The following is a 26,760-nucleotide window of genomic DNA, read 5'->3' on the forward strand; positions in this document are numbered from 1 at the left end:
GAGGTTCCCAGTATGAAACGATTTCATCTTATGCCTTTTGCGATTCCGAAAGGAGTATACTACAAGCTAACCATTCAGGCTGGTGATAAACCAAAATACAAACCAATGGCGCAAGTATGGAATCAAATGATTCGCTTTATGAAGCGACGTTGGTACGAGCGTATGCCTTTTCTTGTTCAAGAACCTTGGGTTGCATGGGAGGTACATGGTCATGCTGGAAATACACAATATGGTTGTTGGGCTTCCAATAGAGTTTACGGTGAAAGAATGGTGGACTCCCTGCAATCGGCATATCCTGATATTCAGGTGAATCCAGCTGAAAAACCTCCAGCTATTGATTATACTCGGCCGCATTCTGGTACCCGTTTACTGTTGCAATATGATTATGCACTGCCATTAAATGTAGCCTACCCAGATGATTTGGAAACACACGCGAACTTACTGGAATTAATAAGTCAATTGAGAGAAGATCAGTCTGTGATCTGCCAATTTCTCATTCGGCCGATGTACGATCATCAAGTAGATGGTGCTTTTTCTCGGGCTATTCGTGATATAAAAAGAGACAAGCGTGCTCCAAGTGGAGAAAATCAGTTGTACTTGCAAGCGTTACAAGCGAAAAAAAATCGGATGAAAGCAGAAGTGGTTATTCGAATTTTAGCATTTGATCGAACAAGAGAAGATGCAGATCAACTTGCAGATCAATGCAGCAAAGCATTTAGTTGGATGGAACATTCCCATTTTAACCGTTTTCAAATTCGTGAATGGTGGCAAACCATCAAGCCGCTATATCGCTTTGAATTTTCTAATCGTATCTTTCCGTTTCGATTGAAGAAAAATATGGTAATTTTAGGAGATCAAGAATTAGCCGGATTGGCAAGAGTTCCTGCGATGCCGCGAACAGCCTTTATCCACCATCAAAATATGCAGCTGCCTCTAGCTCCCAAAGAAGTCCAAAAAGGTGCAAAGAAGCCAGATACTGTATTTTTAGGCGTGAACGCTCGAGGACCAATTGAAAATAAGATTCATCTTCCGATCGATCATCTCGCTGAAAACATGGTGATCTTTGGTCGGGACGGAATGGGAAAAACCACTTTTTTGCTTCATTGGCTGCTTGATTTTTTGGAACAGAGAACAGATGAAAATCGATATGGCTGCACCGTGCTGGATATGGATGGAAGTTTATCGGATCGATTGTTGACAAAACTTCCTGAGAAACTCCATCCGTATGTGACAACAGCACGTTTTCGAGATTGGAAGTTTCCTTTTAATCCGTTTGATATCGATTTTCCGCAGGCGGAATATGGATTTGTAGGAGAGATTCTACGTCGGTTGGACGCAGAATTTTGGGGACCTCAAGTACCAGATGGATTTATGATGACCGCAACAGCTTTAGACTTGTTAGATAAGGGATCTTATTGGAATATGCAGCGCGTATTTGAAGACCCTGATTATGCGAAAGCGATATATGATGGTGTGCCGGAAGACAGTGATCGCAATCGCTCCTTGCGAGAACAATTACGAAAATATATTCATCCTGAAACAGGTGTAGTGAATTGGCCGAAAGAATTAGTACGAAGCCCTTCATTGACTCGTTTACGTCTGTGGAATTCAGGCCCAATGGGACATATTTTAAATCAACGAACAGATGGGTTTCGCTGGTTAAAAGCAATTAACGAAGGACATATTCAAATATTAGATCTTGCAGGTCTCACGTATGATCAAAAAAAATTAATCGCTGCCAAAGTCTTTATGATTTTTGAGATATTTTCTTATCCTAGGGAAATGAAACGAATGCAAGGTCAACTCTTGCCTCTTCACCCGATTATTTTGGATGAGGGTTCTTATTACATCCAAGATATTATGCCTAATATGTATGGATTTTTAAAAGACTTCACAAATAATCGAACACCATTGATATTATCTGCCTCAGCAGTAAAAGATTATGTAAGCCCACAAGTGTTGGATAGTTTGTTTCGTCAAGCTGGAAATATTATTTCCTTTCAGGTATCTCCAACCGATGCACAGGTAATTGCTCGGGGGATGAAAGATCGAGCGGGACAAGTAACGGCAAAAGACTATGAATGGATTTTGCCGCATCATTCCTATATGAAATTGGTGCCCAAAAAAGATGCTATTTTTGTTAACAAAACACCTGAACTTAAGATTGTACCAGATGAAAAAAAGATTCAGCATTTGCTGGATCAATCTTATGAGAAAGCTATGGAGTACGAGCTGGAAAGAAGAGCGAATAAGCCAAGAAAACATACTCCTATTGTTTAGGGTAATGGTGTTTTGAGGAGCCAGTGAGGATGTCTTTCTCTAAGACCTTATATAAAAAATAACAAACTTTTATATATCGTAGAGGAGTATAAAAATACTTCGTAAATCGTAAAAACTTATATCTTTGTGAGCTGGAAACCTCAAACTTCTACGATGTGGATGAAAGCGAACATCAGGCAAGGGAGGGGGTTTTTTACCCCTCTCAAAAGCATGACATTTTTTGAGAAAAACCTTTGCTAACATACGTTCGCATGGTAGTATTTACCATGATCAGGAGATAACCAAGGTGCTTAAATGATTAATGGAACATCTAAACCGTGGAGCTACGGGGTTAGCTTGGGAATGAAGTGGTCATAAGACTACCGTCCAAAGAATCCCCACATTCAATGCGTGGGGAGTGGTCAAAGATGTAACTTGCAGCACCTGATCAAAGTGCGCTCACATCGAACAAGGAGAATGACATGTCTGTCGATTCAAGGGATGACTTTCCCGGGTACAGCGAACGGAATTATTCGCTTTTACTTCCGCTCGATCGGGAGTTTTTCAAGCTCTTTCCGCTCGATCGGGTGAAGCTGAAGCATGCGATCAACTGAAACAATCTGGTCGAGCGATTCAAGCCCAAAAGCCCTATCTACTCTATGATGGCGGCTTGCAAAGGATATCCCACAGAAGAAGAAATGAGCTTTTTTCCCCCTATGTCTCCTCGAGGGAGGACTACATGGTAGCCCTTGGGGACAAGGTTGAGTTGTCGCTGATCGAAGGAATCTGATGGCATGATCGTTGCCAAGATAAACTACGACGAGTAACACCGCTCTTGGACTACCTGTGAGATGTGGGAGTCTCCTTGTACTTCGATGCAGGAAGACACCTATATTGGAAATTATATGATAACCCACATAGAAAAGCCCGAGTTTCCACATGAGAACTCGGGCTTTTCCAATTTGAGAGTAAGTCTTACAGGCCAAAAAAAGTAAATAAATGAAACAAAAGAAAAGCAATAATTGCAGTTATCGGCAGGGTAAGTACCCAAGCATAAACAATCTTTGTTGCAACACTCCACCTTACAGATTTGATTCTGTCAGCGAGTCCTACTCCGATGATAGCACCTGTAATCGTATGAGTCGTGCTAACAGGTATACCAATCTTGGCGATAGTCGTCAGCAGGATTGCAGCGCCTGTTTCAGCGGCAAAACCTTGGGGTGTCTCTAATCGACTCAGACGAGATCCCATCGTTTGAATAATTTTACGACCTCCGACAGCTGTACCTAATGCCATTGCAACTCCGCACGATACCATAACCCAAAAAGGAACTGTAAATTCACTATAATAGCCGCCTGCAAGTAGTGCCATTGCAATGATACCCATCGCTTTTTGAGCATCTGAGGCTCCATGGCTGAAAGCCATAAATGCTGCAGAAACAATTTGCAGAGGCCGAAAGGCACGCTTGACTTTGGAAGGTTGTTTGTTACGGAAGATACCTCGAATAATTTTAATAATAATAAAACTGAGTAGTGCACCTAGAACAGGAGATAAAACTAGTCCAAGAAGAATCGTAAAAATACCCTTTACTTTAAGGATTGCAACCCCTTTAAAGGCAATAGATGCTCCAATAAGGCTACCAATTAATGCATGAGAGGAACTTGTGGGTAGCCCCATGAGTACGGTAGTGATATTCCAAACGATAACGGAAAGCAATGCAGCTACTAGTACGACTAATGATATATTTTTAGCATCGACAATATCTTTACCAATAGCTTTTGCTACTTCTGTGAAAAAAAGCGCACCAACCAAATTGAGTACTGCTGCCATCATGATGGCTTTGGTAGGAGATAGCGTTCTGGTTCCTACGACTGTCGCAATAGCATTTGCGGTGTCATGCCATCCATTGGTGAAATCGAATACCAAAGCTAATATAACAACGATGACAACCAGCCACAAAAGCTCAGGCATATTTCATTACCACGCTTTCCATCACATCCATTAAGTCTTCAAATGTATCGGAAACACCTTCCAATCTTTCGTATATTTCTTTCATTTTAATAAGATTTAGTAGATCTACAGGTTCTTCAAATAACGTGTAAACACTTTCTCTCATCAAACGATCGCCTTCGTTTTCCAATTCATTTATTTCAATAGATATTTTTCGTATCGTTCTAAATTCTTTCTTTTCTAATGCGACAAAAGCTTGGTGTAGTAAGTTAGCACATTTTCCTAAGTTATCAGCAAATTGAATGAGATAAGGAGTGGTTTGATCAATTCGACAGTAAACAAATCTGGCAGTGCATGATTCTACTTCATCGAGAACATCATCCAGATGACCTGCAAGAGCTAAAATATCTTCTCGATCAAGTGGTGGTACGAATGTTTGATCCAACTCTTGGAGGATGAGATGAGTGTACTCGTCTCCTTTAGATTCTAATTCCTTTATTTTATTAGCATATTGCTCTTTCTCGTGAAGTGTTTCCACGTTTTCACGAAATAACTTTACAGCTTCTACAATGTTTAACGTTATATCGGTTAATGTTTGATAGAAGAAACGGTCTTTTGAGCGATTAAATAGCAAGGAATTCCCTCCTGAAAATAAAATTTATCCCTCCATTTTACCCTAATTTAATCCTATATAGGTTAAATCTGATGAGGAATCTAGCGAATCTTAACTATATCTTAACAGTTAGTATTTCGTACTTTTTGATTTTTCCCTGTTTCTTTCTTTCCTATTCTCATGACACATCCTGACATAATGCCTGAAATATTCATCAAAAGGTCATCAATATCACATACACCAGTACGAGTAATTGCTTGTGTAAATTCTACAACCATCATCAAAGAGCATCCAAATAAAAAAGCAGTTTTGATAGGTTTTGATTTTGCCAAATAAGCAAAAATATACCCCATTGGTATAAATAACAAGGTATTTCCTCCAAAATACCATACCAGATTTTTCAACGACAATTGAGTAAAAAGTCGATAGGAATGAATGAAAGGTATGATGTTCCACCCTGTTGTCGCAAAATGAACAGACCGAAAAAGCAGTAAGGTGCTCATCCATGCAAAATAGATGGCAGCTAGTAAAAGAAACCAATCAGGAAAAGAGCGATAACGAATATAGAACAGTACGAAAAAAGAAATGGAAGAAAGCAGTAAAATAGTCATATGTGCTTCTCTGCTTGTCAGTTGGTGAAATAAGGAATAGTTGATGGTACAACTAACAAGGAGACTCAAAAGAAAATGAATCCAAAATGATCGGAACGGCATTTGTGTGCTCAAACCTTTCCAAATACTCACAAAAATAGACTGAAGTTTATGATATATCTTACTAAAAATAAGAAACGCAGTCAGCATATAGTGAATAATTCACATCTATGTCCAATTTTTATATATACACAAAATGGTTAAAACGTCGTATAATTTAGCCTTGGGAAACTTTTTTTGTACTATCAAATTAAATTGTATTAGATAAAAAAATATCAAATAGACGAGGAGGGATTAAAATGGAAACAGTAGAAAAAGCGCCAACATCTACAGAATCAGGTTGGCTAAGAAAAAGAGAAAACCCTTCATTACGTGAAGTGCACCGTTCCATGCCAGTACCAAAAAAAGGCTCCACCTTTCGTAAGTTTTTAGCCTTTGTTGGACCAGGTTATTTGGTTGCAGTGGGCTATATGGATCCTGGAAACTGGGCGACCGATCTTGCTGGTGGATCAAGCTTCATGTATACGCTACTTTCTGTTATTATGCTATCTAATCTTATGGCGATGATATTACAGTCCTTATCTGGAAAACTTGGGATTGTTACTGGGAGAGATTTAGCACAGGCATGTCGTGATCATTATAGTAAACCTGTATCGTTTATATTGTGGATTCTTTGTGAGATAGCTATTGCAGCTTGTGATCTTGCGGAGCTAATTGGATCAGCTATTGCGCTTAATCTGTTGTTTGGAATCCCTCTGCTATATGGTGTGATCTTAACTGCATTAGATATATTGTTCGTATTACTTTTACAAAACAAAGGTTTCCGTTCTATTGAGGCGATTGTTATCTCATTGATTGCAATTATTGGTTTGTGTTTTGCAGTGGAGTTATTCTTAGCTTCGCCAGATATGTCGCAAGTTTTACAAGGATTTGTCCCAAATTCTGAGATTATCACCAATCCTGCTATGCTTTATATCGCGATCGGTATTTTAGGTGCAACAGTAATGCCACACAATTTGTACCTTCATTCAAGTATTGTTCAAACGAGAGCTTTCGAAGACAGTACGGAAGGGAAACGGAGTGCCATCCGTTTTGCTACTTGGGATTCGAGCATTGCGTTGGTATTTGCTCTTTTTATCAATGCAGCTATATTGATCTTATCAGCGGCTACTTTCCATGGGACAGGAAAACCTGTAGATGATATAAGTCAAGCTTATGAGTTACTGACTCCTTTACTTGGTACATCCATTGCGAGTGTATTGTTTGGAGTCGCATTGCTGGCATCTGGGCAAAATTCAACGCTTACAGGTACGTTAGCAGGTCAAATAGTAATGGAAGGTTTTTTAAACATTCGCCTTAAACCATGGCTAAGAAGACTGATCACGAGACTGATTGCGATTATACCAGCTATCATTGTTACTGCTCTCTATGGATCTTCAGGAACAGTACAGCTCCTTGTATTTAGCCAAGTAATTTTATCTTTGCAATTATCCTTTGCTGTTATTCCACTTGTACAGTTTACGAGTGATAAGAAGAAGATGGGGCAGTTTGTAAATCCTTTATGGCTTAAAATTCTCGCTTGGACCATAGCGATTGTAATCGCAGGATTAAATATATATCTTCTTTACAGAACATTTACCTCTTGGATTCACTAAATCTCAGGATATTTATCCTGAGATTTTTTATGGGGAAAAGCATTTATTTCATTAGTGAATATTTTAATTTTAAGGATTGACAAATGAATATCTTTTATACATAATAAGTTATGTAATTACTTTAAGTAAGTCATTAATTCTTATATAGTTTATTACACTGGAGGTATTTTTCATGGCAAATACATTTTTAGATGCTGTAAAAGCAAGACGTACTTTTTATGGATTAAGCAAAGAAGTAGTGGTAAAAGAAGATCGAGTGAAAGAAATCATAAATACTGCTGTAAAACATAGTCCATCCGCGTTTAATTCACAAAGTGCAAGAGTTGTAGTTTTGTTTGGAAAAGAATCCGACAAAGTTTGGGATATTACAAAAGAAGAACTAAGAAAAATCGTTCCAGCGGAAAACTTTGCAGCTACAGAAGAACGCATTGATAGCTTTGCTGCCGGTTATGGTACTGTTTTGTTCTTTGAAGACCAAACAGTAGTAGAAAACCTTCAAGAACAGTTTTCCTTGTATGCCGAAAACTTTCCTATCTGGTCCAATCAATCTTCTGGCATGCTACAATTTGTTGTATGGACTGCTCTGCAAGAAGAAGGACTTGGAGCATCATTGCAACATTATAATCCTCTTATTGATGAACAAGTACAAGCTACTTGGAACTTACCAAAAGAGTGGAAATTAATTGGGCAAATGCCTTTTGGAAAACCAACTGCACAACCAGGCGATAAAGAATTCAGCCCATTGGAAGATCGTGTGAAGTTCTTTTAATGAATGGACGGAATAAAAAAGAAGGGTAACGATATAAAGTTATCCTTCTTTTTTTTGATAGAATGTTTTACAATGAAAAAAGATTAAATTGAAATAGTATTTATACCTTTACAAAAGGTTTAACTACATCCACCTAATTGTAAAGAAAAATGTATTTCAATTGATCTTTGGAACATGTAGAATATTATCCAAGTAAGTACTAAAACTCAATAGGAGGAGAAATAATGGAGCGGTCTCGTTTGATAGACCAAGAATCTGTTGATTATTTATCATCTCTAGTAGTGAAGGGGAATGTGGAAAAACATCACACGCTACTTGGAGAAGGATTAAGCGGGCAAGTATTCTCCTTTGAAGATTATGCAGTGAAAGTATACAAAGAGGATTTTAGTGAAAATGATGACCATTTGATGTTAACCAATCTCGATGCTCATCCAATGTTCCCAAAACTTCATTATCAAAATGATAAGTTTATGATCGTGGATCAAGTAAAAGGTTACACATTAGCTCAATTACGCGATGCTGGTTATAAGCTGAAAGATGCACAATACCGTCAATTAGAAAAAACGATTGAAGAATGTTATGAATCTGGAATCATTCCACACGACATTCACCTTAACAATATAATGCTAGATGAAAATGGTAATCTAAAGATTATTGATGTTGGTCGCTTTTTCTACAGTGATCATAAAGAAGATTATCAGGATAAAATCCGAGAAGATCTCGATAAAATTAAGTATCATTGTGGGTTGTTTAGTCTGTTCTCTTCCTCGAGAAGAAAACGTCGTCGTCATTATACAAGCAGCCGCCCACGTCGTCACTATACTTCTTCATCTCATAGGCGTCATCGTCATCACCGACGTCATTCTCGTTCTTCATTCTCCTTCTCTTTTTCTTAATAGAGGAGATCACCCTGAGGCCAAAAAGCCTTGGGGTTTTTTTATGGCATAAATGACGGCGAGGCGCCCAGATGGATTCTGGAAGCCTCGCTTGTGACCAAGGGTATTTAGTTGTTGCGAAGGCGATCGTTCAGGAACGCGACTGCGGCGTCATTGTAGAGACGCAAAACGCGCTCCTGTTCGTCCTTCTTCTTGCCGGGATCGGAGATCATCAGAGCATCCTGCCACTGGGGAGCGATGGTCTCGATCTTGTTAATGTACCGGATGTCCGCTTCGGCGATCTTCTTGTTCGCACCAGTGACATTGTTCAGCCGATCCATGATCACCGACTTGTTCGAACCGGCATACAGTCCGGCAAGGTCGAAGCCAGCGCGCTGAGCACCATCGCGTTCGACGCGACGGAGCAGGTCCGCCATGTTCTGCTCACTGGGGGTCTCGTACGGGAACTGGAAGTATCCCTCGTAAACCGACCAGCGCATGTTCTGGCTGATGATCTTCTTGACGGCTTCCTTCGCCTTGTGGTTCTTGTTGACTGGTCCGGACGGAGTCGTGGTGTTCGACTTCGTGCTCGGAACACTGGCTGTCGTCTTCTTCGGTTGTGCCGTCTCCTTCGGCTGAGTCGTCTTTGTCGATTCAGCTGGTGCCTTCGAGCTTCCTCCCTGGGTACGGGTCGGAGTGGGAGTAGGGGTGGGCGAGGCGCTCTTGGACGGCTTCGCCGACGGCGAGTTCGTCGCGGGGTGCTGGTTGGACAGGGAAACGGGCTTGTGCTCGTTTCCGCTGGTCGCCAGAACCCATCCGATGAAGAGACCAAGCACTACGAGAGTGGCCAGCCCGGACAGCAGTTTTCCTCGCTTGCTGAAACCGGGAGTGGTGCGGTGCTTGCCGATCACCGGCAGCTTTTGGGTATTCACGTAACTCCTTGAACACAGTACCCTCTCGAAAAGTGGGTACGATTGATGCTTATTTTCTTATTATAACATTACGAGCGAGAAAACCCACGGTTTTCAATCGTGGGAGGAAAGCGAGCAGACGAGGATTAACTGTGGGTCCTCTCACGAATCTGACTATTTTTTTGGATATACTTGACAAAAAGCAAACATACGATCTATAATGTTCGCAAAATTCCAACTAGGAGGTGATTTCATGCATAAAGCATTTTCCTACCGTCTTCGACCAACCAAAGCACAGGCAATGCTGATTCACAAATCCATCGGATGTAGCCGTTTTGTGTTCAATCATTTTCTTGGTGAATGGAACAACATGTATCAAGAAACGGGGAAAGGGCTGACCTATACCACCTGCTCCCGTGTCCTAACTGAGAAAAAGCGGGAGTTAACGTGGTTGAAGGAAGTGGATTCCACTTCCCTGCAAAACACACTGAAACATCTTGCGGATGCATTTCAGCGCTTTTTCCAAAAGCAAAACGATGCTCCGCGTTTCAAAAGCAGGAAAAATCGGGTACAAGCGTATACCAGTCAGTGCAATTATTCCAAAAATAGCAGACCGACCATTGAAATAATTAGAAACAAAATCAAATTGCCGAAATTAGGCTGGGTAAAGTTTGTCCCATCGCGAGCAATAAGTGGTCGTATTCTGTCCGCCACGATCCGTCGTACCTCATCGGGAAAATACAATATATCCATCCTTTGTGAGGGATGCTACTTGCGATCCGTCCCCGCGAGAAAAGAAGCTGTTGGCATCGATTTAGGGCTGAAAGACTTTGCCATTTTCGATGATGGAACGAAAACGAAGCCAAACCGATTTTTTCGCCAATACGAACGAAAGCTAGCCAAACTGCAACAAATGATGGCACGAAGAAAAAAGAACGGTTCCAACTGGCACAAAGCTCGTATCCAAGTTGCTCGCCTCCATGAAAAAATCACCCATGCCCGCCATGATTTTTTACATAAACTATCCACGAAACTGGTGTGCGAAAACCAAGTCATCAGTATCGAACGTTTGCAAGTGAAGAACATGGTGAAAAATCAGAAACTGGCGAAATCGATCACCGATGCTTCTTGGTCGGAGTTTGTTTCGATGTTGGAATACAAAGCAAAAGAATATGGAAGAAAATTGGTGAAAGTAGGAAAATCCTTTCCCTCCAGCCAGCTTTGTTCGTGTTGTGGCCATCGAAACAAAGAAGTGAAGCAGCTACAACTGCGAGCATGGACTTGCCTAAATTGCAAAGAGCACCATGACCGAGATATCAATGCTGCAAAGAACATTTTGCAAGAAGGTAGAAGATTACTTGCCGTGGGGCTCACGGTCTAAGCTTGGTAAACTTCCTTGGAGTACCGAGGATTACCCAAGAATCCCGCGGCTTTAGCCATGTGGAGTTGTCAAACTGGATGAAAGGAATAGAAGGTTTTAGTTAGAAGAAGAATGGTCTTTCTGCTTCGAAATATATCCATGTTAGTTTCAGATAGAGGAAAAATAAGAGTGGTATCGTACTGGTTATGATCCCAATGATAGAGATTAAACTGCCATTGGTAGTATAGTAACTATATATTCCTAAAAGAAGGGCAATAATTCCAAGTATAATGGTTAGTACTTTTGTATCAGGGAAGAAGACAAGAATAAGCGTAAGTACTCCTAATGCTAAAGATCCCAAAGATAAGTTGGTTGGTGTTAAATATTCGGTAATAGGTAATGTTTTTTTGTTCTGATTTGGATTTTGATTCACTTCCAATTTATATTTCACTCCTTGATTTGAGACAGTAAGGTAAGTATAACAAATAACTATCGATTTGACTAAACAATTCGGAATAAGGGATGACAGGATATGGATAATCGAATAGATCGGATTGCAAAATGGTTGCATCAAAATGAACTACAGGCTGCATTTTTAACATCAAGTGCGAATGTGTTTTATCTAACAGGATTTTCATGTGATCCACATGAAAGATTATTAGGAGTTTGGGTTTTTCCTGACAACAGTTCTGTTTTGGTCTGTCCATTATTGGAAATAGAGCGAGTAAAAGAATCGGGTTGGCATGGTGAAGTGTATGCATATAGGGATGAGGAGAATCCATGGCTTTGGTTCAAAAATAAATTTGCCAATAATGTAACGAAGGAGTCGAAAGTAGCAATCGAGGTAGATCATTTAACGTATGGCAGATCACTGATGTTAAAAGAAATTTTAGAGATTTCATCACTTGTGTCCATCGATGAGCAAATACGAGCCATGCGAATACATAAGACGAATGAAGAGATTGAAATATTACGAAACGCTGCTAAATTAGCAGACCAAGCCATACAATATGGTGTGGATGCTTTATCTGTCGGCTGTACGGAATTAGATGTAAAGAATGTGATAGAAAAGAGATTACAAACATCAGGCATTACGAAGATGGCTTTTGAAACGATGGTATTATTTGGTGAACGAACTGCGTTGCCACATGGAGTACCAGGTGATCGCAAGCTAAAAGCTGGTGATCTTGTTTTGTTTGATCTTGGAGTTGTTTTAGATGGGTATTGTTCTGATATTACAAGAACAGTGGCATTTGAAAGTATTACAGATATACAAAAAGAAATCTATGAAGCGGTGTTATTAGCAAATAGGAATGCGATAAAAGCACTACAGGAAAAGCAAGTAGATACGTTTGGGCAAGTAGATCATATAGCTCGCAGTACCATAGAAAAGGCAGGGTATGGTAGTTACTTTACGCATCGTCTCGGACATGGTTTAGGAATAGAAGCTCATGAATACCCGTCTGTGTCTAGTGATAATGAACAATCCATTCCAATAGGATCGGTATTTACAATCGAACCTGGTGTTTATGTACCGGAATCAGCTGGCGTACGAATTGAGGATATGGTTTTGATAACAGATGAGGGTTGTGAGGTGCTCACTACTTATCCAAAGGAGCTTCTAGTAATAGCGAAAGGGTGAATATATGGCAAAAAGCATCTGTTTATTCCGTATGGTAGTTACAGCTTTATTTGTAACATTTTTATGGGGTAGCGTGGCTCCTGTGATTAAGCTTGGATATCAGGAATTAGATATCCAAGCAAATCAAATAGGGATGCAGCTTCTATTTGCAGGTCATATTACACTTCTTGCTTCTTGTATTCTGTTTCTGTTTATCCGGTTGAAAAAGCAGTCAATCCGAATAAACAGAAACACTGTTTCCTCTATTTTAAAGGTTTCTATCTTCCAAGTATTCCTTAACTATTTCTTTTTCTTTATTGGAGTTAGTCTGAGTTCTGGATCAGTTGGCTCTATCATGGCTGGGACGACTTCTTTATTTCAATTGATATTCGCACATTTTTTCCTTAAAAATGAACGATTATCATGGACAAAAAATATTGGTTTGTTAATTGGATTGTTTGGGATTATGATGCTAAATATGACCACTGCCTTTCGGTTGTCAATCGGATGGGGAGATATCCTTTTATTAGCGAGTGTTTTTGCTGGTGCATGGGGAAATTTGCTTGCATCAAAGATGATGGCTGATGTGGATACAAAGGTAATGACAGCTTATGCGATGCTATTGAGTAGTATTGGTTTTTTTGTGATTGGATATGGGATGGTAGGTTCCTACTCATTTGTTTTTACATTTCATGCTGTGTTACTTCTGTTCTATCTGGGTGGGATGTCGGCAACTGCTTTATTGCTATGGAATGATTTGATGAGGTGTTATCCAGTAGGACGTGTGTCGCTGTTTTTGTTTTTGATCCCTGTTTTTGGTGTGATTATCTCCTCTGTACTTTTGAATGAGCCAATAAAAAGTAACACTTTTCTTGCGCTTGCTTTTGTGATTATTGGTATTATAGTAGTTAATCGCAAAAAAACTGATCGCAAGAAAGGATCTCGTAGATGGGTACTATTTATTTTTACAAAGTAAACGAAGATTACGGTTGTTTTTCTAATTTCTCCCCTCATCCTTTTGTTTTAGACGGGAAACGTTGGCCTACAAGTGAGCATTATTTTCAGGCACAAAAATTTTTCCCAACTACACCAGAATATGCGGAACAAATTCGTTTGACTTTATCGCCCATGAAAGCTGCAAACATGGGGAGGTCTCGAAAACACCCCATCCGCTCGGATTGGGAAGAACAGAAAGATATCGTGATGAAAAAAGCTGTTCTTGCTAAGTTCCAAACTCATAAAGATATTCGTGATACTCTTATATCCACAGGAGAATCCATATTAGTGGAAAAAACAACTTCGGATTTTTACTGGGGTTGTGGGAGAGATGGCACAGGATTAAATAAATTGGGGCTCATATTAATGGAAATTCGAGCAAATTTGAAATAATTTTCGGTTATAATGAAATAAAATATGTGAGGGTAATATGCAATCATGCATATGAGGAGAGATTTATGTTAGATTTTGCGTTTACCTTTTTAGAGCGGTGTGGGGTGTGGGGACTTTTTGGTGCTACAGCAATAGAAGCCTCATCCATTCCATTTCCTGGTGCACTTTTTGTATTGTTGTATGGCTATATCATGCAAGTAAGTGCATGGCAGTTAGTGTTAATTGGTTTTGCTAATAGTTTTATTTTTAGTGCTTTTACACTAATTCCATATGCAATTGGCTATCAATTGGAAAATTTTTCCTCTAAAAAAATGGATTCACCAAAAGTGAAAAAGGCACAAGAGTGGTTTCGCAAATACGGCGAGTGGAGCATCACACTGTCTCGTCCGCTTAGTGTCGGTAATTATGTTTCCTATATAGCAGGATTAAGTAAGATAAGGCCAGTAAGATTTTTCTTTTTTACCCTTTTAGGTTCTTTTCCATGGAATACTGTTTTGTTGTTTATTGGTCGATCCAGTAGCATTGACGGCATTCAAAACTTTATAAAAACATTAGGCACTTTCGGTTCCTTTATACTAGGTCTTTGTGTCGTTGCGGCAGTTGTTTGGTATTTTATCTGGCGTTACCGGAAAAAACAACAAAGTGAAGAGAAAAATACAAAAAGCGGCATTTAGCCGCTTTTTACTTTAGAACACGAATATGTGCTTTCTTCATAGATTGTGGACTGCTTATTTCTAAATAGCCTTGTCCTGCTCCAACAGTGGTATCAAATAAAAGCATGACATTTTGACGTTTCATCGGATCTATTTTTTGATGAAAGAATCCTTCTCCCATGTTATTGAGAAGCAGATCTAATTTCACATCAGGGTCATATGTATTACCTTGGTCATCAATTAGTCGAAACATTTCTGGGGTGATTTGAACAGGTTGACTGCTTTGGTTTGTAATCCCAATACTTACACATAAGTAGGCTGTTTTTGCTTGATGGCTTATTCCATTCAAAGTAAGTTGTTTTTTTTGTTGTACATCTGTAAGTACGATCGAAAAAGGACGAGCTTGGACATAATCGCCGCTTATCGGATCAGGGTTGTCCGGTTTTACATAATTTTCTTTCATACTTGCATTTGGTAACGATGTAACGTTTTGCTGACAAGCTGTCAAAAGTAAAAATAAAAGACCTATAACAAACCGCGGTTTCAAAATAAAATCCTCCTAGACCTTGTTTTGCAAGCTATTTTCTAACTATGTTATAGTAGGCACGAGCGTGTTTTCCTGGAGGGATCAAGATGTTTTCATCATTTGTGCCAAATCAATATGTACCGTCCATCTATAAGATTAACCTACTAGAACTGAAAGAAAAAGGGATCAAATCGATCATCGTTGACTTAGATAATACATTAGTAGAGTCAGATCGAAAAGATGCAACACCTCTTTTGATTGAATGGCTGCAACATACGCAGCATTTAGGTTTTCAAGTAATGATTGTATCCAATAATAATGAAACAAGAGTGTCTGAGTTTGCAATTCCATTACAAATACCATTTATTCATAAAGCAAGAAAACCATTATCTTCTTCCTTTCGAAGAGCATTGATTGAGTTAGAAACTGATCCAAACTGCACCGTTATGGTTGGAGATCAATTGTTAACAGATGTGCTTGGAGGTAATCGAATTGGACTATATACGATATTAGTGGTTCCAATGTCCAAAACAGAAGGCTTTTTTACAAAAGTGAATAGAAGAGTGGAACGACTTGTTTTTCGATGGATGGATAAGCGTGGGTTATTAGCAAGAGAGGGGAATAAAGACTTGTGATTTACTGTGAAGGTTGTGGAATACAGCTTCAAACGGAAGATGAAAAAAGGCCAGGGTTTATCCCACCTGCTGCGTTGGAACGAGACCATAAATATTGTAAAAGATGTTTTCGTATCCGTCATTATAACGAATTATCAACAGTGGATCATAATCCTGATATTTATTTGCAGATCCTTGGGCAAATCGCAGATACGGATAGTTTGGTAGTGCAAATAGTGGATTTGTTTGATATTGCGGGTAGTTGGATACCAGGAATCCATCGTCATATAGGAAATAATCCACTTTTGTTATTTGGAAACAAGATTGATTTATTTCCTCAATCCATTAAAACCGGTAAATTAAAAGAGTGGATGCACAGTTATGCAAGTGATCTGGGAGTAAAGCCAGTGGACGTGGTAGTTGGTAGTGCCGCGAAACAAGAAAAGTTACAAGAGGTGCGAAATGCCATAGAACGGTATCGTCAAGGAAGAGATGTTTATATTGTTGGTGTAACCAATGTTGGAAAATCTACCTTTCTTAACTATTTGTTAGAAGAACCAATTATCACAACTTCCCCTTATCCAGGTACTACACTTGATGTTATTCATATCCCGCTGGATGATGACCGAAATATTGTTGATACACCTGGGATTGTGAAAAAAAATCGACTCAGTGAATGGATATCTCCAAAAGAATTAGGAGAAGTAATACCCAAAAGTCGACTAAATCCAAAAGTGTATCAATTAAATAATGGACAGACGGTCTTTCTAGCTGGTTTAGCTCGATTTGATTATGTGGAAGGACAAAGGCAGCCTTTCACCTGCTATTTTTCCAATCGATTGTATTTGCATCGAACAAAACAAGAACAAGCAGATTCTTTTTATGAAAAACATCTAAGTGGATTACTTCAGCCTCCTCTTGATCCAAATGATTTACCTGCTTTGCAAAAACACCGCATTGTTTTACGTGGATCAGAAAAACAAGATATCGTTATTTCGGGTCTGGGCTGGATAGCTTGTGGAAAAGAAAGAGGAGTAGTGGATGTGTATGCTCCAAAAGGGATAGAAGTGACGCTACGTCCTTCAATTATATGATTAAAATTCATTTATATTAAAAACTAATTGTATGGAGTCTATCGATAAAACATCGTTAGGCTCTTTATTTTATAAGTGCCTGATGACAAGAAGAAATTAGATAAGTATATATCAAACAGTTAGATTTAAGTTAGTTTGCTACATTACAATGTTCGGATGGGAGGCGATGGAATGGATATTCAGATACTAGTAGTAGAAGATGATATTCATATTTGTGATATGGTAAGCAAATTTCTCATCAAAGCAGGATATTTTGTCGATACTTATTTTGATGGTGCATTGGCGATGGAGCAAATTTATAAAAAAAAATATCATCTGTTGATATTAGATATTATGCTGCCAAATGTGAATGGGTTGGAACTGCTTAAAGCGTTTCGCAAGTTATACGATACCCCAGTTTTGATGATAACGGCGTTAGGAGACGATACCAATCAACTAACTGCTTTTACCAATGAAGCGGATGATTATGTTGTAAAGCCGTTTTCTATACCGATTCTTGTGAAAAGAGCAGAGGCACTGCTTCGGCGAAGCGGTGTTTTGAGAAAAGAAGTTTTGCTGGGAAAGCTGGTTCTTTATCCGGAAAGTTATGGGGTTGTATATGACGGTAAAGCGGTGTCTCTTACACCGAAAGAATTTGAAATTCTTCTGCTGTTCGTTACCAATAAGCATAAAATCATTCCACATGAAACGCTGTTGACAAGAATTTGGGGATATGATTTTGATGGAAACGAAGGAATTATACATGCTACGATCAAAAAACTGCGGGACAAGCTGCCTGCCAATCTCATTAAAACGGTGAAGGGCGTGGGATACCGATTGGAGGATAGTATCAATGAGACATAAACTTTTTGGCATTTTTGGCAAAGTATTTTTTTACACGCTGCTCATCTTACTGCTGGTCATCTCGGTTATGATCGGCTTTTTTGCTGAACAGTTCAAAAGTGTTGTCGAATCGACACAGCGCGAGCAGATCATGGGGGTATTCCAAACTCTGATAAATCAGGCAAAGGGGAAAAATAATAATGAAATCGTGCAAATTGCCAAAGAATTTCACAAAAAAAATGCGTCATTTGAGTTTTGTATTATCTCTTTGGACGGTAAAGTTTTATATAAGACAGAACATTTTGCAATACAGGAAGTAAAAAAAAATATACCAAAGGCAAACAATGTAATTGTTAAAGAGGAGCTTTCAAAAAAAGACAGATTTAATTTTACTACTTCAAACGAGAAAATACAATTTATGACAATACTTTCTGGTGATATACGATTATTGGTGAGTGGACCTATTTTTCATACATCTATTTATCAGACATTTATTAAAAAGACAAGTATTGCTTTTATCTTTATCTTAATAGCAAGTATTATCGCCTCGCTGCTGTTTGCTCAGCGAATTGCCAAGCCAATTCAAAAGATAGCAGAAGATGCGAAACGAATGTCGAATTTGGAAGATGTTCCGCCTCCTCCTTCTGAAGGAAAAGATGAAATAGGGGCTCTTGCGAATGACGTTTATAAAATGCACAAAGATTTGAAAATGACGATTCATAAAATGGGGATTGAAATTGACAGTAGAAAAGAAATGGAAGAAAATCAGCGTTATTTTTTCTCTGCGGCATCTCATGAATTAAAAACACCAATTGCTGCGACGAGTGCTTTGCTGGAAGGCATGTTAGAAAGTGTGATTGAACCTGAAGAATATCCGGAGACCTTACGTGAATGCTTGAAAATGATGGCAGAACAAAACAAGACAGTATCAGAAATTTTGGAAATCGTCACACTAAGTAATTCCGCAATCTTACAGAAAAAGAAAAGAATAAATCTAAAAACATTCATCACCAAAAATTTGACTGCTTACCTTACAATTGCAGAGTCAAAAAACCAAACAGTTGCAATTGATGTCCCAGAACGGCTGAATTGTGAACTTGATCCCAAATTATTTGGAAAAGTGTTCTCCAATGTTGTATTAAATGCAATTCAAAACACACCAGAGGGCGGGCAAATTCACATTTATACCTTAGAAAATGAGAGTTTTATTTGCCTTTGTGTTTTAAATAAAAATGTGAGAATTCCAGAAGAGATACTGCCAAAGCTGTTTGAACCCTTTTACCGATTAGACGAGTCGAGAAACCGGGAACTAGGGCGAAGCGGACTAGGGCTTACCATTGTGAAAAAAACGCTGGATTTTATGGAGTTATCTTATGCGTTGGAAAATACAGAACAAGGGGTATTGTTTTGGGTGAATTTACGAAAAAGAACAAATTGAGGATGGCGAAGTTAGATTAGAGTTAGATTGAAAGTTTATGCTAGTCTCTGATGAGAAACCGGTACTCATCAAAAAATTGATGATTTTTTCAAGGAGACAGTTGAATGTATATTTTAAAAAATGCATTTCGAAATGTTTTACGCAATGGAGGTCGTAACCTTCTGATTGGAGCAATTATTTTGGCTGTGATCGTTACTTCTGTAATTGCACTGATGATCAGCAATACGGCATCCGGAATAATTGACGATTATAAAAGCCGTTTTGGTTCTCAAGTACAATTGAAGCCAAATATGGATAAAGTTCGTAAGGAAGCGCAAGAAAAAAGCACAAATGGACTGATGAGGATAGCAACACCAACAATTCCTTCTGATCAATACATTGCTTTTGGAGAATCAGATTATCTGCAAAAGAGCGAGTATACTGCCAGCACTGGCGTTAACAATGACAAAATCACTGCAATTGCTGCTGATAAGGGCGGCGGCAGCGGGATGATGATGGCAGGAAACATCGGCGGAAGTTCGGGAAATAAACCCACCCAGTTTATGATGAGTCTTCGGGGAAATCAATTTACGGACTTTACAGAAGGAACACGTAAATTAGCTCAAGGTAAAATGCCAAGTAAAAAGAATGAAGCCATCGTCAGCACGGATTTAGCAGAAGCAAACAAAATTAGAATCGGCGATAAGCTTTCCCTCCAAGGGGAAGTGAAAAATAGCGAAAAAGGTACAACTGCTGCAACCTCTTATGAAGTAACGGTTGTTGGCACCTATTATGACGCTACTGAAGAATATGCTGAGGGTGCAATGGAAAACGCGTACACCAACCGTCGTAATGAGATTTTAACAACATACGAAACGGTTATACAGCAGTTAAAACCAAATATGGATGGCGGTATTCGCATTAATGCAACGTATTATTTGAAAGAACCTGGCATGCTGGATGCATTTGCGAAGGAATTGTATGCAAAAGGATTGGACGAAAAATTTGATGTGGCTACCGATGAGGAATCCTATAATAAAATTGTTGGTCCTGTAGAAGGACTTAAAGGAATTTCAGTAACATTTATGATCGTTGTGTTGATATTTGGAGGAATAATCATTGTCCTTCTATCTTCGATGGCAATCCGGGAACGAAAATATGAAATCGGAGTTCTGCGCGCAATGGGAATGAAGAAATGGAAGGTTGCTCTCGGGCTTTGGTCAGAAATGTTAATTATTACTAGTTTATGTCTAGTATTTGGTCTTGGCATAGGCAGTGCAGCAGCACAACCAATTACAGATACATTGCTGGCACAGCAGATCGAATCGGCTGAGTTGGAAGCAGAAGAACAGGCTCAACAGAACAGTGGAGGTATGATGATGGGTCCAATAAGTATGTCCAATAGTGCCAGCTCTGCGGAACCATTGCGTAATCTCGATATATCTCTCGGATCTGACACTGCTCTTCAAATCATCGGTATTGCTTTATTGCTGGCTTCTATAGCAGGCTTGATATCCATTAGTCGAATTACAAAGTACGAACCGATTAAAATTCTTATGGAAAGAAACTAGGTGAACAAGATGAGCGTACTATCATTAAAAGGTGTGACCTATCAATACGAAGGTACAAAAAAGAACGTCCTCAAAAACATCAATGCCGAATTTGAGGCTGGAAAAGTTTACACGATTATAGGCAAATCAGGTTCGGGAAAATCGACAATGTTATCTTTGATCGCCGGTCTTGATAAGTGCAAAGATGGAACTATTCTGTACAACGATGCAGATTTAAAGACGATTGACCGTGATGTTTACCGAGCCAAAAATATTGGTGTTATATTTCAAGCATATAACTTAATCACCAATGCTACTGCTGTTGAAAATATTGTGCTTTCCATGGAAATCAGCAATAGCTCTGTGAAGAACAAAACTGATTTTGCTTATGAGCTGTTAGAAAAAGTGGGAATTAACCGTGAAACTGCTAACAGACGAGTATTAAAACTTTCTGGTGGAGAACAGCAGCGTGTAGGGATCGCTAGAGCACTCTCTCACCATCCTGATATTATTATTGCGGATGAACCTACTGGTAATTTGGATCGAGATACGGAAGCGGAGATTTTAAAAATCTTCACCTCACTTGCTCATGACGAGGGAAAATGTGTAATTATTGTTACTCACTCGAAAAAGGTTACCTTGATTGCAGATACCATAATCGGAATTAGCAACGGAAAGATCACAGTGTTCAAAGAAAATACGAAAAATTAATTGGCATTAAGGCATCCGCAAAGCTGGTGTTATATTTGCTTTGCGGATATTCTTAAAATGTAATGGGAGCGATGAAACAAATGTTAAAAAAGCAGGTATCTTTTTTCAGTTTGGTACTTTACGCATTATCAGCCTTAGTGATGGTCTACGCGATCTGGGCATTTGTATATAGTTATAATTCTATATCGGAGGCAATAGCGGCAGGGCAAATTTCACCAAGCGAAAACGTATTTGATATTGTAAATTTTTATATGTCGAATTCTATGAATTACGTATTATTTGCCGTCCTTATTTTTTCAGCTGGATGGATCGGACAAAATTTAGCAGCAATTACAAAAGCAGCTTCTATCGAATCTTTTGTTAAAGAAGCAAAAGTAAATGACGAAGAGGAAAACCTTGATGAATGGTTAGATGAATTGCAGAATAGAAAGAGTGAATAAGTACAGCGAGGTATAGAAAGAAGGTTAAGGATGAATATAACGGCAAATACACGTCCACTTGGATTACTTGGGTATCCGGTTACACATTCCAAATCTCCTCAGATTTTAAATGAGGTTTGTCGCATTTTAGGGATACCAGCAACCTATATGGCTTATTCGGTATGCCCTGATCACTTGAAAGAAGCAGTTAATGGCATGAGAGTATTGAACTTTATCGGTTTTAATGTGACAATTCCACATAAAGTTGCCATCATACCATATCTGGATGAATTAGATGAAACAGCAGAGGAAATTGGTGCTGTAAATACGGTGTTAAACAAAGATGGTAAACTGATAGGGTATAATACAGATGGGGTAGGATATTTACGTTCTTTGCAAGAAGAGACAGCTTTTTCGCTCAAAAATAAAATTGTAACTATTTTAGGAGCGGGTGGGGCAGCTAGAGCAGTGAGCATCACATTGGCAAAAGCTGGTGCGGCCAAGGTGTTCATTGCAAATCGAACGCAATCAAAAGCAGAGGAGCTGGCAAATGTACTTGGCACTTTTACGAGTGCGAGTGCTGTAGCTTTACTACAAGCACATGAAAAAATAGCAGAGTCCCATTTGTTAGTAAATACGACTTCTATTGGAATGTCTCCTCATACGGAAGTGATGCCCGTACCAGCAGATTACTTGCATCCAAAACTATTGGTGAGTGACTTAATTTATCGTCCGGAAGAGACCAAATTATTATTAAGTGCAAAACAGATTGGTGCAAGAACTCATGGTGGGTTAGGCATGCTGTTACACCAAGCAGCAGTGGCAGTAGAACATTGGTTTAATGAAACTGCCCCCATTTTACAGATGAGAGCAATATTGGAGAATGAGGATTAATTCAACGATCCCACTACCTAAGAGTTGGGGCTTGCAACATACAGTCATGCTGATACAGACATGGTTTGTTCGGTACCGAGGTACAGAACCTCTGGTAGTTCGTATCTTTTACGTACAAGATCATTCATACTATAATTTCTTTATACAATAGTCAAAGACTAGAACAAAAGGAGTGTTTTTTGGTCCAAGTACTGAGCGGCTTTCTCTTACTCACTTAATCCGACAATACGTTCGAAAATCATACTAGAAAAGGAGTACGACAGGAGAATAGTTTTATGATATTTGCATCAGAATCACGCCGCCATCCCTCCGCGATTTGTAGAAGTCAGTATCCTGTCGGCAGCAATGATGAATATAGGTATTATCGGCGGGACATTTGACCCTATTCATTTGGGTCATTTGCTAATCGCCGAACAAGCAAGAAATCATATGAATTTGGACAAGGTATGGTTTATTCCTGCAGGACACCCGCCACATAAACAAGAACATCATATTACACCAGCAAAACACCGTTTAGAGATGGTAAAAATCGCAACGGAAGAAAATTCCGCTTTTGAAGTGTTAGATTGGGAGATAAAAAGGGAAAAACTATCTTATACCATCGATACAGTAAATTGGGCTGTCAAAACTTATCCCACTTACCAATTTTCTCTTATCGTTGGTACAGATATGGTAAATAATCTTCCGAGCTGGTATCGGATTGAGAAACTGGTACAGCAAGTAACGATTATTGCCATGCATCGTCCAGGATTTACATCAGAGTCATTACCTGAGTTTATTCAGGAGAAAGTACGTTGGGTGGAAGATGCGGTAGAAATTTTCTTGTCTGCATCTCAACTCCGTGACAATATCACATGTGGCCGATCTATTCGCTACGCTGTTCCAAGTGAAGTTTGCCGTTATATAAAGGAGCATCAATTGTATGAATCGCCAAGATTATCTTGATCGAACCCGTGAACAATTGCCTTTATCTAGATGGGAGCATACTTTACGAGTGGTGGAAACAGCGGCGATTCTTGCGGAGAGATATGGGGCGGACAAAGAGAAAGTAGACACTGCTGCAATTCTTCATGACTATTGTAAATTTTGGACAGCAGAAGAATTAATTTTTGCTATAAAGCAGTACAAACTGCCCCAAGATCTATTATTATATAATCAAGAGCTATGGCATGGACCAGTAGCATCAGTAGTTGCTTCCAAAGAACTTGGCGTTGAGGATCAGGAAATTCTCAATGCGATTTTTTACCATACCACAGGCAGACCCAATATGAGCTTAGTGGAGAAAGTCGTATTTCTTGCAGATTATATTGAGCCTGCGAGGAAATTTCCTGGAGTCGATGCAACGAGGCTACTAGCCCAAGAGAATTTGGATGACGCCATAGTGCTTGCTTTGAAGCAAATGATTCAATTTCTTATCTCGTCCGGTCAACGAGTGTATCCCATCACATATGATACACTTAATAGTATGACTGGCACGAATAACATCTGAGGGAGGAATCCGGTTGAATCTAGTGGAGATCGCGATGCTTGCGGCTACCGCTGCCGAAGAAAAAAAGGCGCAAGACGTATCTGTGTTGGATATTCGTGACGTTTCTGCTTTTGCTGATTACTTTGTGATTTGTCACGGAGGTTCTCGTACACAAGTAGAAGCCATTGCTACAGCAATTAAGAAAAAATGCGAGGAAAAACAAATTCGCATTAAAGGCGTTCAAGGACTACAAGAGGCTCGTTGGGTGCTTATTGATATCGGTGATGTGGTAGTACATGTTTTCCACCGAGATGAACGGGATTTTTATGATTTGGAACGTCTCTGGGGAGACGCTGAGCCCGTTAGAATTACAGGTTAATAGGTATAGAAGGAAAAGCCATTGGAGGAAATCCAATGGCTTTTCTAGTTCAAAAACATCCAAATAATCTTATTATACAATTCAAACGATATTGTTTATAAAATATCTTCTTTCATAAAAGATAAAGCAATTTTCCTCATATTGGTTCCCTACTTGTCATTTGCAAAAGAATGTTACAATAGAGCGGGATCATTTGAAACATACTGCCTGAACAAAAATACAGGGTTTCGTGAAAAATGGTATACCAAACAAAAAAATACCATGAAAATTATGATCTCCACACTAAATACTAATTACCAATCTTAATTGAAATAGAGGTAGGTTGTTATGCTTCTCCGATTTTTTTCCTATTATCATCCTTACAAAAAATTATTTGTATTGGATTTTACCTGTGCTGTTATAGCAGGACTACTTGAATTAGGTTTTCCTATTGCCGTGAATCAATTTGTTGACAAGCTGCTTCCAGGTAGAGATTGGTCGCTGATTCTTTGGGCTTCATTTTTATTACTTGGGATATACTTATTGAATACCTTGCTTAACTATATTGTTAACTACTGGGGGCATATGCTAGGGGTCAATATCGAAACCGACATGCGCAAAAAGATGTTTGAACACTTGCAAAAGCTGTCGTTCCGTTTCTATGACAATCATAAAACAGGTCATCTCATGACACGGATTTCCAATGATCTCAATGAAATTGGTGAAGTTGCTCATCATGGTCCTGAGGATTTATTTATTGCAGGTATGACATTGGTAGGATCATGCATCCTAATGATGTACATTAACTGGGAAATGGCGATTTTGACATTTTTAGTGGTTCCTGTATTTGCATTTTTAGCGTTGTATTTTAACCGAAAAATGACGCAAACATATAAGAAGTTATTTGCCAATATAGCTGATTTTAATACGCGTGTGGAGGAAAATATAGGTGGAATTCGCGTAGTTCAGGCCTTTGCGAATGAAGAACACGAGAAAGAATTATTTGCAGTAAGTAATGGCAAATACCGTTCAGCGAAGCTGCTTGCTTATAAAATTATGTCAAAAAGTATGTCGATCAACTATATGTTGATGCGTCTGATAACTTTGTTTGTGTTAATTTGTGGTACTTGGTTTGTCATTAATGGAGAATTGACCTACGGCGAGTTTATCGGGTTTTTATTGTTGTCCAATGTTTTCGTTCGTCCTATTGAAAAGATTAGTGCGATTATTGAAAGTTATCCAAAGGGAATTGCTGGATTTAAAAGATATGTGGAGATTATGGACACAGAGCCTGATGTTGCGGATGCTCCTCATGCAGTAGATGCTGGACAGTTGACAGGAAATATTTCGTTTAAAAATGTGACGTTTGGTTATGAGGGTTCAGCGCCTGTACTTCAAAATATTAATCTGGAGATACAAGCTGGTGAGACCGTGGCATTTGTGGGGCCGTCAGGTGCTGGAAAAACAACATTGTGCAGTTTGCTGCCACGCTTTTATGATGTTACCGGAGGAAAAATCACGATTGACGGCAAGGCTATCACAGATATAACGCTCGAGTCTCTGCGCCGAAACATTGGAATTGTACAACAAGATGTATACTTATTTTCCGGAAGCATTCGTGAAAACATTGCTTATGGTAATCTGAATGCTACAGAGGATGAAATATGGGAAGCGGCGAGTCAGGCACAATTAAAGGAGTTTATTCATACTCAACCGGAAGGGATGAATACCATTATCGGAGAACGAGGAGTGAAGTTATCTGGAGGACAAAAGCAACGTTTGGCAATTGCTAGGATGTTCCTGAAAAACCCACCTATTCTCATATTGGATGAAGCAACTTCTGCCTTAGATACCGAAACAGAAACAGCTATTCAGCAGTCACTTACTGAACTTTCAGCTGGAAGAACGACACTGATCATTGCTCACCGTTTGGCTACAATAAAAAATGCCGACAATATTGTAGTTGTGACAGAAGAAGGTATCAAAGAACATGGAATACATGAAGAATTGCTAGCATCCGATGGACATTACAGTCGGCTGTATCATGCACAGTTTGATAAGATACCTGTATGAGAGAAGGGGAATAGTTGTTCAGATGCCTTTAATAGATTAAAATGTAAGAGAACATATATATGTTATACACAAAGATAGAGGTGATGGTTTCATTTATAAAAACCTCTCT

At 39.1% G+C, this 26,760-nt stretch carries 27 protein-coding genes; 21 read left to right on the forward strand and 6 right to left on the reverse strand.

Annotated features, from left to right (window positions below; translation table 11 throughout):
- Positions 1–12: 12 nt before the first annotated feature.
- A complete protein-coding gene (locus GSM42_RS07065) occupies positions 13–2,280 on the forward strand; it encodes a hypothetical protein (RefSeq protein WP_160800854.1) in 2,268 nt (755 codons plus the stop codon).
- A 954-nt stretch (positions 2,281–3,234) separates the two neighbouring features.
- Here the strand turns inward: GSM42_RS07065 and GSM42_RS07070 are convergent.
- The 3 genes from GSM42_RS07070 to GSM42_RS07080 form a co-directional block, all read right to left on the reverse strand.
- Positions 3,235–4,230: an inorganic phosphate transporter gene (locus GSM42_RS07070; protein WP_160800855.1), complete on the reverse strand. Its 996-nt coding sequence runs from the start codon at positions 4,228–4,230 to the stop codon at positions 3,235–3,237.
- Positions 4,223–4,843, reverse strand: coding sequence for a DUF47 domain-containing protein (locus GSM42_RS07075; protein ID WP_160800856.1), 621 nt, complete (start codon positions 4,841–4,843; stop codon positions 4,223–4,225). The genes GSM42_RS07070 and GSM42_RS07075 overlap by 8 nt, the downstream gene beginning before the upstream one ends.
- A gap of 101 nt (positions 4,844–4,944) precedes the next feature.
- Positions 4,945–5,433: a VanZ family protein gene (locus GSM42_RS07080; RefSeq protein ID WP_160800857.1), complete on the reverse strand. Its 489-nt coding sequence runs from the start codon at positions 5,431–5,433 to the stop codon at positions 4,945–4,947.
- A 338-nt stretch (positions 5,434–5,771) separates the two neighbouring features.
- Here GSM42_RS07080 and GSM42_RS07085 point away from each other — a divergent pair, with 338 nt between their 5' ends.
- The 3 genes from GSM42_RS07085 to GSM42_RS07095 all read left to right on the forward strand — a co-directional run bounded on the left by GSM42_RS07085 (position 5,772) and on the right by GSM42_RS07095 (position 8,792).
- On the forward strand, positions 5,772–7,127 hold the full coding sequence (locus GSM42_RS07085; RefSeq protein ID WP_160800858.1) for an Nramp family divalent metal transporter: 1,356 nt from the start codon (positions 5,772–5,774) through the stop codon (positions 7,125–7,127).
- A gap of 172 nt (positions 7,128–7,299) precedes the next feature.
- Positions 7,300–7,896, forward strand: coding sequence for a nitroreductase family protein (locus GSM42_RS07090; RefSeq protein ID WP_160800859.1), 597 nt, complete (start codon positions 7,300–7,302; stop codon positions 7,894–7,896).
- A 224-nt stretch (positions 7,897–8,120) separates the two neighbouring features.
- Entirely contained in the window at positions 8,121–8,792 is a 672-nt protein-coding gene (locus GSM42_RS07095; protein ID WP_160800860.1) for an AarF/UbiB family protein, read from the forward strand.
- A gap of 107 nt (positions 8,793–8,899) precedes the next feature.
- Here the strand turns inward: GSM42_RS07095 and GSM42_RS07100 are convergent, their stop codons facing one another.
- The gene (locus GSM42_RS07100; protein ID WP_160800861.1) at positions 8,900–9,703 is read right to left on the reverse strand and encodes a hypothetical protein; all 804 of its coding nucleotides are present in this window, start codon (positions 9,701–9,703) and stop codon (positions 8,900–8,902) included.
- Positions 9,704–9,935: 232 nt separating this feature from the next.
- Between GSM42_RS07100 and tnpB the strand changes: the two genes are divergently transcribed.
- Positions 9,936–11,063, forward strand: a complete 1,128-nt coding sequence (gene tnpB / locus GSM42_RS07105; protein WP_160800862.1) for an IS200/IS605 family element RNA-guided endonuclease TnpB — start codon at positions 9,936–9,938, stop codon at positions 11,061–11,063.
- 100 nt (positions 11,064–11,163) lie between these two features.
- On the opposite strand, the gene GSM42_RS07110 is transcribed toward tnpB, so the two are convergent.
- Complete coding sequence (locus GSM42_RS07110) at positions 11,164–11,481, reverse strand: hypothetical protein (protein ID WP_160800863.1); 318 nt, start codon at positions 11,479–11,481, stop codon at positions 11,164–11,166.
- A 93-nt stretch (positions 11,482–11,574) separates the two neighbouring features.
- Here GSM42_RS07110 and GSM42_RS07115 point away from each other — a divergent pair, with 93 nt between their 5' ends.
- From GSM42_RS07115 to GSM42_RS07130, 4 genes are all read left to right on the forward strand, one after another.
- The gene (locus tag GSM42_RS07115) at positions 11,575–12,684 is read left to right on the forward strand and encodes a M24 family metallopeptidase (RefSeq protein ID WP_160800864.1); all 1,110 of its coding nucleotides are present in this window, start codon (positions 11,575–11,577) and stop codon (positions 12,682–12,684) included.
- A gap of 4 nt (positions 12,685–12,688) precedes the next feature.
- On the forward strand, positions 12,689–13,639 hold the full coding sequence (locus GSM42_RS07120) for a DMT family transporter (RefSeq protein ID WP_160800865.1): 951 nt from the start codon (positions 12,689–12,691) through the stop codon (positions 13,637–13,639).
- The gene (locus GSM42_RS07125) at positions 13,612–14,052 is read left to right on the forward strand and encodes an NADAR family protein (protein WP_160800866.1); all 441 of its coding nucleotides are present in this window, start codon (positions 13,612–13,614) and stop codon (positions 14,050–14,052) included. Before GSM42_RS07120 ends, GSM42_RS07125 begins: the two co-directional genes overlap by 28 nt.
- A gap of 65 nt (positions 14,053–14,117) precedes the next feature.
- Positions 14,118–14,726, forward strand: coding sequence for a DedA family protein (locus GSM42_RS07130; protein ID WP_160800867.1), 609 nt, complete (start codon positions 14,118–14,120; stop codon positions 14,724–14,726).
- A gap of 7 nt (positions 14,727–14,733) precedes the next feature.
- On the opposite strand, the gene GSM42_RS07135 is transcribed toward GSM42_RS07130, so the two are convergent.
- Positions 14,734–15,252 carry a DUF4352 domain-containing protein gene (locus GSM42_RS07135; protein ID WP_160800868.1) on the reverse strand — a complete coding sequence of 173 codons (519 nt, stop codon included), beginning with the start codon at positions 15,250–15,252 and terminating at the stop codon, positions 14,734–14,736.
- An 86-nt stretch (positions 15,253–15,338) separates the two neighbouring features.
- Here GSM42_RS07135 and GSM42_RS07140 point away from each other — a divergent pair, with 86 nt between their 5' ends.
- The 12 genes from GSM42_RS07140 (at position 15,339) to GSM42_RS07195 (ending at position 26,651) form a co-directional block, all read left to right on the forward strand.
- The gene (locus tag GSM42_RS07140; RefSeq protein WP_160800869.1) at positions 15,339–15,866 is read left to right on the forward strand and encodes a YqeG family HAD IIIA-type phosphatase; all 528 of its coding nucleotides are present in this window, start codon (positions 15,339–15,341) and stop codon (positions 15,864–15,866) included.
- The gene (gene yqeH / locus GSM42_RS07145; RefSeq protein ID WP_160800870.1) at positions 15,863–16,939 is read left to right on the forward strand and encodes a ribosome biogenesis GTPase YqeH; all 1,077 of its coding nucleotides are present in this window, start codon (positions 15,863–15,865) and stop codon (positions 16,937–16,939) included. Before GSM42_RS07140 ends, yqeH begins: the two co-directional genes overlap by 4 nt.
- Before the next feature lie 171 nt (positions 16,940–17,110).
- Positions 17,111–17,782: a response regulator transcription factor gene (locus GSM42_RS07150; protein ID WP_160800871.1), complete on the forward strand. Its 672-nt coding sequence runs from the start codon at positions 17,111–17,113 to the stop codon at positions 17,780–17,782.
- Positions 17,772–19,199, forward strand: a complete 1,428-nt coding sequence (locus tag GSM42_RS07155) for a sensor histidine kinase (RefSeq protein ID WP_160800872.1) — start codon at positions 17,772–17,774, stop codon at positions 19,197–19,199. Before GSM42_RS07150 ends, GSM42_RS07155 begins: the two co-directional genes overlap by 11 nt.
- Positions 19,200–19,303: 104 nt before the next feature.
- The gene (locus tag GSM42_RS07160; RefSeq protein ID WP_160800873.1) at positions 19,304–20,749 is read left to right on the forward strand and encodes an ABC transporter permease; all 1,446 of its coding nucleotides are present in this window, start codon (positions 19,304–19,306) and stop codon (positions 20,747–20,749) included.
- A 9-nt stretch (positions 20,750–20,758) separates the two neighbouring features.
- On the forward strand, positions 20,759–21,439 hold the full coding sequence (locus tag GSM42_RS07165; RefSeq protein WP_160800874.1) for an ABC transporter ATP-binding protein: 681 nt from the start codon (positions 20,759–20,761) through the stop codon (positions 21,437–21,439).
- Positions 21,440–21,519: 80 nt separating this feature from the next.
- Entirely contained in the window at positions 21,520–21,879 is a 360-nt protein-coding gene (locus GSM42_RS07170; protein ID WP_160800875.1) for a hypothetical protein, read from the forward strand.
- Positions 21,880–21,909: 30 nt separating this feature from the next.
- A complete protein-coding gene (locus GSM42_RS07175) occupies positions 21,910–22,752 on the forward strand; it encodes a shikimate dehydrogenase (protein ID WP_160800876.1) in 843 nt (280 codons plus the stop codon).
- A 282-nt stretch (positions 22,753–23,034) separates the two neighbouring features.
- Entirely contained in the window at positions 23,035–23,697 is a 663-nt protein-coding gene (locus GSM42_RS07180) for a nicotinate-nucleotide adenylyltransferase (protein ID WP_237446510.1), read from the forward strand.
- Entirely contained in the window at positions 23,675–24,241 is a 567-nt protein-coding gene (gene yqeK / locus GSM42_RS07185) for a bis(5'-nucleosyl)-tetraphosphatase (symmetrical) YqeK (RefSeq protein ID WP_160800877.1), read from the forward strand. The genes GSM42_RS07180 and yqeK overlap by 23 nt, the downstream gene beginning before the upstream one ends.
- Positions 24,242–24,275: 34 nt before the next feature.
- Positions 24,276–24,599, forward strand: coding sequence for a ribosome silencing factor (gene rsfS, locus GSM42_RS07190; protein ID WP_160801105.1), 324 nt, complete (start codon positions 24,276–24,278; stop codon positions 24,597–24,599).
- 327 nt (positions 24,600–24,926) lie between these two features.
- A complete protein-coding gene (locus GSM42_RS07195; protein WP_160800878.1) occupies positions 24,927–26,651 on the forward strand; it encodes an ABC transporter ATP-binding protein in 1,725 nt (574 codons plus the stop codon).
- Positions 26,652–26,760: the final 109 nt, after the last annotated feature.

The organism is Shimazuella alba, from assembly GCF_009831235.1.
GTDB classification, from domain to species: Bacteria; Bacillota; Bacilli; order Thermoactinomycetales; family Thermoactinomycetaceae; genus Shimazuella; species Shimazuella alba.

Excerpts from the sequence above, each read along its gene's own strand:
- GSM42_RS07065 (WP_160800854.1), top strand. The coding sequence starts at position 13 with ATGAAACGATTTCATCTTATGCCTTTTGCGATTCCGAAAGGAGTATAC.
- GSM42_RS07070 (WP_160800855.1), bottom strand. The coding sequence starts at position 4,230 with ATGCCTGAGCTTTTGTGGCTGGTTGTCATCGTTGTTATATTAGCTTTG.
- GSM42_RS07080 (WP_160800857.1), bottom strand. The coding sequence starts at position 5,433 with ATGACTATTTTACTGCTTTCTTCCATTTCTTTTTTCGTACTGTTCTAT.
- GSM42_RS07085 (WP_160800858.1), top strand. The coding sequence starts at position 5,772 with ATGGAAACAGTAGAAAAAGCGCCAACATCTACAGAATCAGGTTGGCTA.
- GSM42_RS07090 (WP_160800859.1), top strand. The coding sequence starts at position 7,300 with ATGGCAAATACATTTTTAGATGCTGTAAAAGCAAGACGTACTTTTTAT.
- GSM42_RS07095 (WP_160800860.1), top strand. The coding sequence starts at position 8,121 with ATGGAGCGGTCTCGTTTGATAGACCAAGAATCTGTTGATTATTTATCA.
- tnpB (WP_160800862.1), top strand. The coding sequence starts at position 9,936 with ATGCATAAAGCATTTTCCTACCGTCTTCGACCAACCAAAGCACAGGCA.
- GSM42_RS07115 (WP_160800864.1), top strand. The coding sequence starts at position 11,575 with ATGGATAATCGAATAGATCGGATTGCAAAATGGTTGCATCAAAATGAA.
- GSM42_RS07120 (WP_160800865.1), top strand. The coding sequence starts at position 12,689 with ATGGCAAAAAGCATCTGTTTATTCCGTATGGTAGTTACAGCTTTATTT.
- GSM42_RS07125 (WP_160800866.1), top strand. The coding sequence starts at position 13,612 with ATGGGTACTATTTATTTTTACAAAGTAAACGAAGATTACGGTTGTTTT.
- GSM42_RS07130 (WP_160800867.1), top strand. The coding sequence starts at position 14,118 with ATGTTAGATTTTGCGTTTACCTTTTTAGAGCGGTGTGGGGTGTGGGGA.
- GSM42_RS07140 (WP_160800869.1), top strand. The coding sequence starts at position 15,339 with ATGTTTTCATCATTTGTGCCAAATCAATATGTACCGTCCATCTATAAG.
- GSM42_RS07150 (WP_160800871.1), top strand. The coding sequence starts at position 17,111 with ATGGATATTCAGATACTAGTAGTAGAAGATGATATTCATATTTGTGAT.
- GSM42_RS07155 (WP_160800872.1), top strand. The coding sequence starts at position 17,772 with ATGAGACATAAACTTTTTGGCATTTTTGGCAAAGTATTTTTTTACACG.
- GSM42_RS07160 (WP_160800873.1), top strand. The coding sequence starts at position 19,304 with ATGTATATTTTAAAAAATGCATTTCGAAATGTTTTACGCAATGGAGGT.
- GSM42_RS07165 (WP_160800874.1), top strand. The coding sequence starts at position 20,759 with ATGAGCGTACTATCATTAAAAGGTGTGACCTATCAATACGAAGGTACA.
- GSM42_RS07170 (WP_160800875.1), top strand. The coding sequence starts at position 21,520 with ATGTTAAAAAAGCAGGTATCTTTTTTCAGTTTGGTACTTTACGCATTA.
- GSM42_RS07175 (WP_160800876.1), top strand. The coding sequence starts at position 21,910 with ATGAATATAACGGCAAATACACGTCCACTTGGATTACTTGGGTATCCG.
- yqeK (WP_160800877.1), top strand. The coding sequence starts at position 23,675 with ATGAATCGCCAAGATTATCTTGATCGAACCCGTGAACAATTGCCTTTA.
- rsfS (WP_160801105.1), top strand. The coding sequence starts at position 24,276 with ATGCTTGCGGCTACCGCTGCCGAAGAAAAAAAGGCGCAAGACGTATCT.
- GSM42_RS07195 (WP_160800878.1), top strand. The coding sequence starts at position 24,927 with ATGCTTCTCCGATTTTTTTCCTATTATCATCCTTACAAAAAATTATTT.